Annotated in this window: 9 protein-coding genes; 3 read left to right on the top strand and 6 right to left on the bottom strand. The window is 35.5% G+C overall.

Features of this window, described 5'->3' with window-relative positions; all coding sequences use genetic code 11:
• Positions 1 to 957: 957 nt before the first annotated feature.
• Positions 958 to 1,392, bottom strand: a complete 435-nt coding sequence (gene tnpA / locus ACFX5E_RS05215; RefSeq protein WP_379854120.1) for an IS200/IS605 family transposase — start codon at positions 1,390 to 1,392, stop codon at positions 958 to 960.
• Positions 1,393 to 1,413: 21 nt separating this feature from the next.
• Positions 1,414 to 2,781 (bottom strand): oxygen-dependent tRNA uridine(34) hydroxylase TrhO, encoded by a 1,368-nt coding sequence (gene trhO / locus ACFX5E_RS05210; protein ID WP_379854119.1) that lies wholly within the window; start codon positions 2,779 to 2,781, stop codon positions 1,414 to 1,416.
• Between the two features lie 358 nt (positions 2,782 to 3,139).
• Between trhO and ACFX5E_RS05205 the strand changes: the two genes are divergently transcribed.
• Entirely contained in the window at positions 3,140 to 5,290 is a 2,151-nt protein-coding gene (locus tag ACFX5E_RS05205; RefSeq protein ID WP_379854118.1) for a PAS domain-containing protein, read from the top strand.
• A gap of 94 nt (positions 5,291 to 5,384) precedes the next feature.
• Here ACFX5E_RS05205 and ACFX5E_RS05200 read toward each other — a convergent pair whose 3' ends face one another.
• From ACFX5E_RS05200 to ACFX5E_RS05185, 4 genes are all read right to left on the bottom strand, one after another.
• Positions 5,385 to 5,795 carry a BrxA/BrxB family bacilliredoxin gene (locus ACFX5E_RS05200; protein WP_379854117.1) on the bottom strand — a complete coding sequence of 137 codons (411 nt, stop codon included), beginning with the start codon at positions 5,793 to 5,795 and terminating at the stop codon, positions 5,385 to 5,387.
• Between the two features lie 98 nt (positions 5,796 to 5,893).
• Entirely contained in the window at positions 5,894 to 7,045 is a 1,152-nt protein-coding gene (locus ACFX5E_RS05195) for a lycopene cyclase family protein (RefSeq protein WP_379854116.1), read from the bottom strand.
• 35 nt (positions 7,046 to 7,080) lie between these two features.
• The gene (locus ACFX5E_RS05190) at positions 7,081 to 7,548 is read right to left on the bottom strand and encodes a thioredoxin family protein (RefSeq protein WP_379854115.1); all 468 of its coding nucleotides are present in this window, start codon (positions 7,546 to 7,548) and stop codon (positions 7,081 to 7,083) included.
• Positions 7,549 to 9,825 carry a TonB-dependent receptor gene (locus tag ACFX5E_RS05185; RefSeq protein WP_379854114.1) on the bottom strand — a complete coding sequence of 759 codons (2,277 nt, stop codon included), beginning with the start codon at positions 9,823 to 9,825 and terminating at the stop codon, positions 7,549 to 7,551.
• Between the two features lie 91 nt (positions 9,826 to 9,916).
• On the opposite strand from ACFX5E_RS05185, the gene ACFX5E_RS05180 reads away from it, so the two are divergent.
• Together ACFX5E_RS05180 and ACFX5E_RS05175 are read left to right on the top strand one after the other, a co-directional pair.
• A complete protein-coding gene (locus ACFX5E_RS05180) occupies positions 9,917 to 11,788 on the top strand; it encodes an Nramp family divalent metal transporter (RefSeq protein ID WP_379854113.1) in 1,872 nt (623 codons plus the stop codon).
• A 146-nt stretch (positions 11,789 to 11,934) separates the two neighbouring features.
• Entirely contained in the window at positions 11,935 to 12,588 is a 654-nt protein-coding gene (locus tag ACFX5E_RS05175) for a metal-dependent transcriptional regulator (protein WP_379854112.1), read from the top strand.
• Positions 12,589 to 12,590: the final 2 nt, after the last annotated feature.

Genomic DNA, 12,590 nt, shown 5'->3' with positions numbered 1-12,590 from the left:
ATTTAACGCTAAAATAAAACTCTTTAGAGCCAATCAAAGAGGTGTGGTAGATGTAAAATTCTTTCTATTTAGAATGGAGAAACTATTTGCCTAATCCCCATAAAATTTATGTGACCCGTTTAATGTCTATGTGTGTTTTGAGCATTGCCAACGGTTTCGACTTTGGTGCTTTGGTACCGTAATGAAATAGCACATTGTTTTTCAAAAAATGTTTTCCTCACGAGAATGTCTCCAACCGTTGAAACGGTTGGCTATGGTTTAATGGTTGTATTTATTTTGAACATCGTCAACGGTTTCAACCGTTGGTGATGTAATGAAATAGCACACTGTTTTTCAAAAAATTGTTTCCTCACGAGAATGTCTCCAACCTTTGAAACGGTTGGCTATGGTTTAATGTTTATGTGTGTTTTGAGCATTGCCAACGGTTTCGAGTTTGGTGACATAATGAAATAGCACATTGATTTTCAAAAATTGTTTCCCCATGAATGTCTCCAACCTTTGAAACGGTTGGCTATGGTTTAATGGTTGTATTTATTTTAAATATTATCAACGGTTTTAACCATTGATGAAGTAATAAAATAGCACCTTGATTTTCAAAAATTGTTTCCTCACCCGAATGTCTCCAACCATTGAAACGGTTGGCTACGGTTTAATGTTTATGTGTGTTTTGATCATTGCCCACGGTTTCGACTTTGGTGCTTTGGTACCGCAATAAAATAGCACATTGTTTTTCAAAAAATTGTTTCCCCACGAATGTCTCCAACCGTTGAAACGGTTTGCTAAGGTTTAATGTTTGCGTGTGTTTTGAACATTGCTAATGGTTTCGACTTTGGTGCTTTGGTACCGTAATAAAATAGCACATTGTTTTTCAAAAATTGTTTTCCTCACGAATGACTCCAACCGTTGAAACTGTTGGCTATGGTTATGTTTGATTCCATTTGAACATTGCTACTAGTTTCAACTTTGGTTTAGCCCATGTAATTTTATAAATTCGTCATATTCATCTTGAGAACTTTTCTTTAAATGATGTTGCTTTTGATTCTTTATATAATAATAAACTGCTTCTAATTGAGATTCACTAACGGAATAAGCGGCATAACCTGTTTGCCAAGCAAATTTTTCAAGCATTAAATTCTCTCCATTTATAGAATGCGAGGAGCTGCCTTTAATTTGTTTTATTACATCTGCAATTGATTTTTGTGGATTTAATAAAAATAAGGCGTGAACATGATCCGGCATTCCATTAATGATTCTGACGGGGCATCCCAAGTCAATTAATTCTTGTCTGATATAGTCGTATACTTGTTTTTCTATTGAAAAATCTATTAATTCACTCCTGTTTTTGGTTGCCCAAACAGCATGAATCCATAATTTATTAAAGGAATATGGCATACAATTAGTTTTAAATTTCCACTAATCTACAACTTTATACAATTTATCCGACAAACGTATCCTAAAAGGTAATTTGAAAGTACAAGTATCTCCAGAAGATGCAATTTTTGAAGCGACTTCATTAACAAACATATTTTCAATTATCATTTCCTGTTCTCCGGTTGTGGAACCTTTGATTAAGATTTTGTCACCAATTTTGATTTCGTTTTCTTCAATAATAAATTGGCCAATACTTGGTTTGGGAAAAAAGTGAGTTCCTTTTCCGATGTATATTTTCTTTACTTTTTGTGCTTTTTTAACTGTAGTTCCGACGCTTCGGGATGGTTTTTCAGCAACAAAAACACCATGAGTTTCTTCGTTGTTTTTAAAAGTCAAGACGTCTGATTTCCCTTTTTTGAAAATCATATTGCCGTTTTTGATTCCTCTGCGAATGGCTTTTTGTTCCTCTTCCGGAAGATGAATTACAGCCACACATTCTGATGAACAACAACCTTCCATGGCAGATTTGCATTCTTCACATTGGATGAAAAGCAAATGACAACCTTCATTCACGCAATTGGTATGCACGTCACATGGTTTGCCACATTGATGGCATTGGGAAACGATGTCGTTTGTGATTCTTTCGCCCAGGCGGTGATCAAAGACAAAGTTTTTCCCGATGAATTTACTTTCTAAACCTTCGGCTTTTACCTGACGGGTGTATTCTATAATTCCGCCTTCGAGTTGGTACACATTTTCAAAACCTTTGTGCTTGAAATAAGCGCTGGCTTTCTCGCAACGGATTCCTCCGGTGCAATACATCAGTACTTTTTTGTCTTGTTTGTGTTCCGAAAGTTGTTCTTCAATGATTGGTAAACTTTCACGGAACGTATCTACATCTGGTTTTATGGCTTTGGTGAAATGCCCGATTTCGCTTTCGTAGTGATTTCGCATGTCAACCACAATCGTGTTTGGGTCTTCGAGAAGATCGTTGAATTCCTTCGCTTTTAAGTGAATTCCAATATTTGTAACATCAAAAGTTTCATCAACCAAACCATCAGCAACAATTTTGTCGCGAACTTTTACGGTGAGTTTCAAAAAAGAGTGATCGTCATGCTCTACGGCAATATTCAATCGAATACCTTTCATAAAATCATAGGCTTCGATGGAATCTTTGAACGCATAGAAATTATCTGCAGGAAGTGATAGTTGGGCGTTGATTCCCTCACTGGCTACATAAATTCTGCCCAGAACCTCAAGAGGATTCCACGCCAGAAATAATTCGTTACGAAATTGGGTTGGATTTTGAATTTGCGCATAAGCATAGAAAGACAAAGTTAATCTTTGTTTTCCGGCATCATCTATCATGATGGCTCTTTCTTCTGCGCTTAATGTGTTATACAGTTGCATGCTATAAACAGTTTTAAGTTGAGAAAATTATTTTTGCAAAAGTATGGAAAAAGTGGCGGAGTTACAAAGTTGTGGAGGACCTAAATTTTTTAGCCCAGATGGAAGGGAAAATCCTATGCTTTTTAGCATAGATTGGAATGAGAGCTGGATTAGCTCCAAATAAAAAAGCTGCTATTGTTGCCAAAAGATCATTTAGAATCTTGGTGAATTTGTGTGATGGGTTTCTTTAGTTGCTTGACGTTATGTAAGATAATATCTTAAAACCCTATTTGAAAAGTAAATATAATTCAGTAACTTTCAAGTGTGTAAGTTTATTTTTGTTAAGCTTGTCAGATGTTGAATTTAATACTTTAGAGCCATGAAAATTTCCTTTGAAAAGAGAATATTCCTAGGGTTTGTCATCAATGTACTTGTTGTTATTGCATCGGGATGGATTTTTATTTCACGGCTTAGCAAGGAAAGAGATCAGACGATGGATTCCCGATTGAATTGGATAGAAATTTTCCTTTTTTTTCTTTCGATTGTCTTATTAATGGTGGTTTATTTTATTATTCGAGCGCAATTAAAAGCTAAAAACATTTCTCAAAATCTTCTTTTGGAAAACAAGCAGCTCCTTCAGTCCATAATAGACAACACCACTAGTCCCATTTTTATAAAAAAAATAAATGGGGAGTATTTGTTGATTAATAAACAATTTGAGTCCTTGTTTCAGATTTCCAATGAAGAAATTATAGGTAAAACCGACGAAGATTTTTTGCCTAAGAGTGTGGCTGACGCGTATAGGAATTCTGATTTTGAAGTGGTAAAAGCACTTCGCGAATTAAAAACAGAAGAGACGATTCAACAGCCGGATGGACCACATACTTATATCGCCGTGAAATTTCCTTTGTTTGATTCTAATGGCAGGGTTTATGCCATCGGTGGGATTTCTACCGATATTTCGGACAGGAAAAAACTGGAGGAATCCTCTAAAGCAGCAGATAAATTTTTCAGTATGTCATTGGATATGTTGATTATTGCTTCTTCAGATAAATTTATAAAAGTAAACCAGGCGGTCACCAAAATTTTAGGTTACTCTGAAGAAGAACTCTTAAGTCATCCTTTTCTTTCTTATGTTCATCCCGATGATGTTGAAATCACCAAAAAAGAAGTTGCTAAACTTCAAACAGGTATCGTGTCATTGAAATTTGAAAACAGATACATGTGTAAAGATGGGTCGTTCAAATGGATTTTATGGTCCGTTTATCCGGATGTTTCAACGGGACTTCTATATGCTGTTGGAAGGGATGTTACAGAAATTAAAAAAATTGAAAAATCTTTAACGGAAACGGAGAAATTTTTTAACATGTCGTATGAATTGTTTGTCGTAGCCAAAGGGGATTACTTTATAAAAGTAAACCCGGCTTTCACGAGAATTCTGGGTTTTACTCAAAAAGAAATGGATGAGAAGCCATTTTTGTCTTTTTCCCATCCGGATGATCTTAAAGCATCTACTGTAGCGATTGAAAAATTAAAAAATGGAGGGACTATGCTGAATTATAGAGCCAGAGCACTCTGTAAAGACGGGTCTTATAAATGGTTGGAATGGTCAAGTGCAATTGATGTTCAGACTGGAAAAATGTATGCTGTGGCTCGAGATGTTACTGAAAAAATACAAAATGAAGAATCCTTGAAAATATCCAATATGTTTTTTAATATGGCATTCGACATTCTTACCGTGGCCAAGGGAGACCATTTTATTAAAATTAATCAGGCTTTCAGCAAAACACTTGGTTATAATCAGGAGGATATGGATCGATTGAAATTTATGGATTTAATTCATCCGGACGACAAGGCAACAGCCACTGAAATTTTATCTAAACACTTAAAAGGCGAACCGGTTGTCAATTTTAGAACCCGATTTCTATGCAAAGACGGATTCTACAAATGGCTGGACTGGAATAGCAATATGGATCTTCAGCAAGGGGTGTTTTACTCCGTTGGACGGGATGTTACAGAACTGGTTAAATTAGAAGAGGAAGAACAAACCGCGATCGACGAACTCTATGAAAATGAAGAAAAATTAAGATTGATAGTGGAGAATATAGGGGAAGGGGTGATTGTCGCCAATGCCGATAAAAAAATAGTGCTGGCAAACGAAATTGCTAATGAAATTTTTGGAATTGAAGAGGATGAAAAGATATCGTCTCATTTGACCGATCATTTCGAATTGTATTTCCCTGATGAAAAAACTATTTTCCCTTCTCAAAATTTGCCAATGGAACGAGCATTGAATGGTGAAATAACCGATGATGTTGAAGTAGTTTTGTGGAACCCGGTTGCGCAGGAAAAAAAACGGGTTCTTATTAGTGGCAGGCCATTGGTAGATCAAAATAATAAAGTAGTTGCCGCAGTTGTGACCATTAAAGATATAAGTAAATACAAACAACTGGAACAAGAATTGAAAGAAACGGAGTTAAAATACCGGCAATTGATAGGATTTAGAAAAGGGGGCGGTACGGCCGTTTAATTTTTGAAAAAATAGATAAGTGTTTTTATAAAAATTAATAGAATAAAAAAAAACCATCCGCTAGAGGATGGTTTTAGTTTAATTTTTTACTGTATTAACAGTATTCGTTGAAAGCATCTTTTAAGTTTTCAGCGATTAATTCTGCCGGACGACCTTCAATGTGATGACGCTCTAACATGTGAACTAATTCACCGTCTTTGAATAATGCAATACTTGGTGAAGATGGAGGAAAAGGAAACATAAATCCTCTGGCTGCATCCACAGCATCTTTATCAACACCTGCAAAAACCGTCACTAAATGAGCTGGTTTTTTAGCATTGTCTAAACTCATTTTTGTTCCTGGACGCGCATTTCTTGCCGCACAGCCACAAACAGAATTAACCACTACAAGAGTAGTTCCTTCAGATTTTATTGCGTTTTCAACTGCGTCAGCTGTATGTAATTCTTGAAAACCTGCGTCAGTTAATTCAGCACGCATTGGTTTTACCATTTCTTCTGGATACATATTTTTTATTTTAAAATTTATACTTTCAAGTTGCAAAGTTACAAAGTTTAAAACCAACCCGTTTATCTGAACTATAAAGTTTTGTTATAGTTTGATTGTTATTTTATTTTTCTGAAAGCCACATGGAAAATAGCTTTAATGAATAATATTTTAGGACATTTTAAAATTACTTTAATGTCTTCCGTCAATGATGTTTCTTCGTCTAGGAATTTAAAAATTAATGTTGGATTTCCTTTTTTGAACATGGAAGAAAAAATAGAACTTCCCAATTCATTTTTTCGATCTAAAATATCCAACAATAACAGATCGTAAAGCCAGTATTTAGTTCTTTTATGAAACTTTGTAAAGTCCGTTTCAGTTGTAAGGAATAAAACCAATTCAGTGGATTTTTTATCGGAGTTTTTAAAAGTATAACCTGTACTGGCTTTAGTCCAACCACCGGAAGTGCCAATGTTAATGACGTTTTTGGTGTTGAGTTTCCAAAAAGGGTAACAGGTCATGGGAATACTGCCTTGTTCTTTTTCTATGATTTCGTAATTAGTGATACCAAGTTTTTGAATGTAGTTTTTGATTTCGGTTTCGTATTCCTGTTTCGGAAGTAAATTTTTAGAAAACAAAGTGTATTCCAACAAAGCATCTGTTTTTGATGTAGGCAATACATACATAAAACGGGTATTGCCTTTTTGTTCCACCGAAAAATCCATGAATGTAGCTTGTTCTGGATTGAAAACGGGTTGCTCACTTTTGATAAACCAACCAATAAAATGCTGTTGTAAAACAGGATATTTGGTCTGATTTTCAGCTTTTTGTTTGTTGTAAATACTGTTGAGTAGTTTGGAACAGGAAAAACTTTCAGAAGCAGTTTGTATCAGAATCACATTTTCAGATTCTTCAATCGCTGTTACCTTTTGATTGACGAAAGTGATATTTTCTTGTTTCGAAATCAAATCAAATACTTGGGTGTAAAAATCCAAGCCACGAACCATGTTGTATTGATATGGTTTTAAATCTAAATCTCTACGAAAGTCTTTATTGGCAAACAGTGCCGAATCCCATTTTTTGGAAATGGATTTGTGCCAAATCACTTCTTCTTTTCCCCAGAAACACCAGGTTCTGTCGTTACTTTTTTTAGTGTTTTCATCAATAAGCAAAATACTTTTGTCTTTGAATTTTCCTGAAAGTACCATTTTATAAACGGTCATCAAAGCGGACAAACCGGTTCCGGTAAAGATATAGTCGAAGTGTTTCATTGGAAAAATTGACAATTACACCAAAAATAGACATTTTATTCTTTTAGTTTCTCTAAAATCACTCTAAATTCTTTTGGTTTTATGCAGTTGTTGTCTTGAAAAACGATTTCGTTTTCACTATTTAAAACACATAAAACGGGATAATTCAGCTGTTTGTTAATGGTTCCTAATTGTATAGCCAGTTCATGAATTCCGGAATTATTTCCTGTGGATTTGAACTTAAAAGCGGCTTTGTTGAAGACAATCGTTCGTTTTTCTTCCGCATTAAAATCAACAAAATAAAAATTGTCGTTTAATTCCTTTATAATGTTTTCATTTTTGAACGTTGTGTTTTTCATTGCATGGCAAAATTGGCACCAATCTGTATGAATGAAAACTATAACTTTTCTTTTGTCAATATTTTGCAGGCTATCGATTTGTTCAAAAGAAATCAAGTTTAACTGTGCAAAACCAGATGGAATCACGCCAAATATCAGTATCAGCAAAAAGAGTTTTTTTCTCATTTACTTTAAATTATAGCGCAGTCCAAAAAAGCTGCGAATTCCTTGATTAGGGCCGTAAACATACGTAGTGTCAAACGTCAAACCATAAGGATTTTGGGGTGTTGCCAAAACTTGTCCGTTAGTGTCATACTCCACATTTTTGTCAAAAGGATCTTCAGTTCTTGCAATTAGAAATGGATTATTCTGTTTTGGCAGAAAATTCAATAGGTTTTTAATTCCGGCATAGAATTCAAAGTTTTTTAAACCGGAATAAGTGAATTGAATGTTTTGCAAACTATACCACGGCGAGTTTGGGCTTCGAGGATCTAAAGGACTTAATAATGGTAATTTCATTGGGCCGTACAAATTTCCGGTATAGTCAATATTCAAATCGATAGTTTTTATTTTATAGGATACGCTCCAGGTGGCAGTAAAATTTTCGGTTAGAAAGGGCGTTTCCTTTACACCGTTTTCAACATTTTTATTGTCAAGAAAAGAAGCGCCTGTTATAATCTTTAATCCGTTGTGGAAATTGAAGTCAATATTTGTGCTAATTCCTTGGCTTATTGCGTATCCGTTGATGTTGTCGTAAATTATTTTATTGGGATCAGTTTTATAATCGGAAACAATTTTATTGCCGAATCGGGTATGGAAAAAGGACGTTTCAATTCCGATAAATGTTCCATTGCTGAAATTAATTTTCTTGATATAATTCAAATTGGCATTTATCGATTGTTCCGGTTTCAAGTTATTGGCAACTACAATTTCCCGAGCACCGGTTAAAGCAGCATGATCTTCGGTAAATAGATTGACTACTCTAAAGCCCGTTCCGGTATTCAAACGAAGGATATTATTGTCGTTCAATTTCCATTTATACGCTAATCGAGGTGTCAGAATACTCCCGTGAAAAGAATTGTAATCATAGCGCATCCCTAATAATAGTTTTTGTTTTTCAGTGAACGTGATTTCATCCTGAACAAAGATCCCCGGTAGCCAGGTTTTCTCTGGATTGTTGTTTCCTGAAACGGATGTTGCTGGTGTATTATCGTCATAATAATTATATCTGGTCGCAATTCCTGCAAGCATATCATTTTTCCCTAATTTCTTATCCCAGGTTAATTGCAGGAAACCAATTTTTTGGTTGGCAATATAGTTTGTAAGGCCGTAACGACTGTCTTGATAATGAACGTTTCCAGAGAATGAAAGCATCAATTTTTCTTGAAATGGTAATTGATAACTTCCTAAAAGTTCCGCTCGTTTTGTATAGATACTTTCGCCGTAAATTTCGTCTCCTCCACGGTGTTTTTTCTCCCAGCGCATATCACCGCCAAAACGATCTTCATAAACACCGCGTGCCGCTATAGTGAATAATCGATTTTCGTTTCTGTGAAAGGTCCATTTTTGAAAAAGTGAAATTCGGTCTGAGAGTGAAACATCAGTAAACCCATCGGTGTCGTTGTCAATTCTATTGTTGTAATTGAAATAATTCAGACCTAAGAGCGCTGTTGCTTTCTTACCAACATTCCATTTTACTCCTAAGTCTACATTGGTTTCAAGCCAAGAAGTGGTAAAAACATCCGCAGAAAATAAAGGAGCATTTATCGGGTTTTTAGTAATGATATTAATTAATCCGCCAACGGCTTCGCTGCCGTATAAGGAGGATGCAGGACCTTTTACAATTTCAATTCTTTCGACTAAAGAATTCGGTATTCCGGATAATCCGTAAACGGTCGATAAACTACTTACAATGGGCATTCCGTCTATTAAAACTAAAGTATACGGGCCTTCCAGTCCGTTGATGTGAATATCGCCTGTATTGCAAACACCACAATTAAGTTGCGGTCGGACTCCGTTTACGTTTTGCAGCGCTTCATAAATACTTGCAGTAGGATTTTTTTTAAAAAATATTGGGGAATAAACTTCAACAGGAACAGCGCTTTCTAATCTCTTTACCGCTTTTAAAGTTCCTGAAACGACCACCTCGTTGAGTTGATTTTCAATAGTGGAGAGTTCAAAATCTACGATTGTATTTCCGTCTTTTTTGACAATTATATTTTTTCTGGATGTTTGAAAACTGTTGGCTATCACCTGAATTTTATAATTACCTTCTGGAATATTCTCTAATTTATAGTTGCCTAAGCTATCCGTTTCCGTTTTATAATTAGTTCCCATTAAAACAATACTTGCACCCGGAACACGCTTGTTTTCTGACGAAACGAGTCCCGATACAAAAGTTTTTTCTTGTGCGTAACTAAAATTTACAACAAGAAAAACAAATATAACACATAATTTTTTCACTATACTTAAATTAAGTTTAGGCAAAGCTAAAAATTATATTTCCCAAAACAAATTTTTTAATTACTTTTGTGTCAATAATTTAAATTCAACCATGGGAAAATCTTTAGAAGAAGTTCACGGATCGGTAGCGGCTCACAACAAAACATCGGTATTCAGAAAAATATTAGCTTTTTCAGGACCGGCTTATTTGATTAGTGTGGGATATATGGATCCGGGAAATTGGGCAACCGATATTGCGGGGGGGAGCCAGTTTGGTTATGCCTTGATTTGGGTTTTATTGATGAGTAATATTATGGCTTTGTTGCTGCAGAGTTTAAGTGCCCGACTAGGTATTGTTACCCAGCGTGATTTGGCGCAGGCCTCAAGGGAAACCTATCCTAGATTCATCAATTATATTCTTTATTTTCTTGCCGAAATTGCTATCGCTGCCTGTGACTTGGCCGAAGTTCTGGGAATGGCAATCGGTATTAATTTATTGTTTGACATCCCATTGATCGAAGGAGTTTTGATTACGGTTTTAGACACTTTTTTATTGCTGTTTCTAATCAATAAAGGCATCCGAAAAATGGAAGCTTTCATCATTGTATTGGTTGGAATCATTGGGTTTTCATTCATTTTTGAAATGATATTCGCCCAGCCTGAATTGGATAAGGTGATTTACGGTTTGATTCCTTCACTGCCCGGAGAAGCCGCTTTATATATCGCCATCGGAATTATTGGGGCAACGGTGATGCCACACAATTTATATTTGCATTCTGCTTTGGTGCAAACCAGAAAATTTGAAAGAAGTGTAGCGGGGATTAAAGAGGCATTGAAATATAATTTCATTGATTCGACTATTGCCTTGAATTTGGCCTTTCTCGTAAATGCAGCCATTTTAATATTGGCAGCTGCAACATTTTATAAAAGCGGTATGTTTAACGTATCAGAGATTCAAGATGCGCATAAATTTCTGGAGCCTCTTTTGGGGAGCAAATGGGCACCAATATTATTTGCGGTGGCTTTGATTGCCGCAGGGCAAAGTTCCACCATTACCGGGACACTGGCCGGGCAAATTGTTATGGAAGGGTATCTGAATTTACGCATCCAGCCCTGGATTCGAAGAATCGTCACCCGACTTATAGCTATCGTTCCGGCAGTCATTGTGATTTCAATTTTTGGCGAAGGCGTTACGGGTAAATTACTGATATTGAGTCAGGTGATTTTGAGTTTGCAATTGGGTTTTGCCATTATTCCATTGATTCATTTTGTGAGCGATAAATCAAAAATGAAAGGTTTTCACATTGGCAAACCCACAAGGATTTTTGCCTGGCTTATCGCATTAATTATTGTTTCGCTTAACTCCAAATTGGTTTTTGACGAAATAAACGGATGGCTCGAAGCTTCAGAAAATCCAATTGTATTATGGTTAACGGTTGTTCCGCTGGCAATAAGTTTCCTAATTTTGTTGCTGTATATTGTATTGAATCCTTTTGTCACAAAATCGAAAATAGATATTCAAAATCATTCACCACATAATTTGAAACTGCAATTTTCTAAATCCGGAAGTTACAACAAAAAGAATATTGCCATTTCTGTGGATTTTTCCAGCTCAGATGAAGTAGCCTTAAACAACGCTTTTGAATTGGGCGGAATAGATGCGGAATACACCTTGATTCACGTGGTGGAAACAGTTGGAGCGATGGTTTATGGCGAAAATATTGATGACCATGAAACTTTGATAGATGAAAAACTACTGAATGAATACAAAGAAATGCTTTCGGAAAAAGGGTATAAAGTGGAAATACAATTAGGATTTGGAAAACCAAATAAAGTAATTCCCAATATCATCAATGAAGGGAATTTCGACATCCTGGTCATGGGAACGCACGGTCATACTGGATTCAAGGATTTAGTCTTTGGAACTACCGTTGATAAATTGCGTCATGAAATCTCCATTCCATTGCTTATAGTAAAAAATTGAAAACGGTATTAAGTATGTTATATCAAGTATTAAGACCTTATTGATGTACAATGTATTTGTGTGAATTTGTGTTGTCATCCCGGGTATATCTAAGGGATGACTAAAAATCTAAAATCATTAATCACTAATCTTAAATCTAAATTCAAATGACCTTTTCAGAAGAAAATTACCTTAAAACGATATATCATTTAACGATTATTTCGGATTCAGAAATAAGCACCAATGCTATTGCTGAAATGATGGAAACTAAAGCATCCTCTGTGACGGATATGCTCAAAAAATTAGCTGAAAAAGATTTAATAAACTATAAAAAATACCAAGGTGTTTCATTGACCGAAAAAGGGAAATTATCCGCAAAAATGATTGTCAGGAAACATCGACTTTGGGAAGTTTTTCTGGTTGAAAAATTGGATTTTTCTTGGGATGAGGTGCACGATATCGCAGAACAATTGGAACACATAAAGTCCGAAAAACTCATCAATAAACTGGATGATTTTCTGGGAAATCCAACGGAAGACCCGCATGGCGATCCCATTCCGGATGCCGATGGCCGAATCATTAAAATTGAAAAACAATTGCTGTCGGAATTGCATGAAAATCAAACAGGGATTTGTGTTGGCGTTAAAGATACCTCTTCAGAATTTTTGAAATATCTGGACAAGCAAGGAATTGCACTGGGTTCTAAAATTGAAATCATAGCAAAGGAAAGTTTCGACTTGTCATTAAAAATAAAAATGGACAATAAAGATTTGACGATTTCTAATAAAATTGCCAGCAACCTTTTTGTGAAGTTGAATTAGGA

It is taken from the genome of Flavobacterium xylosi (assembly GCF_042787345.1).
Taxonomy (GTDB): domain Bacteria; phylum Bacteroidota; class Bacteroidia; order Flavobacteriales; family Flavobacteriaceae; genus Flavobacterium; species Flavobacterium xylosi.
The sequence above is the reverse complement of the archived record's forward strand: the minus strand, read 5'-3'. Positions and strand labels throughout refer to the sequence as shown.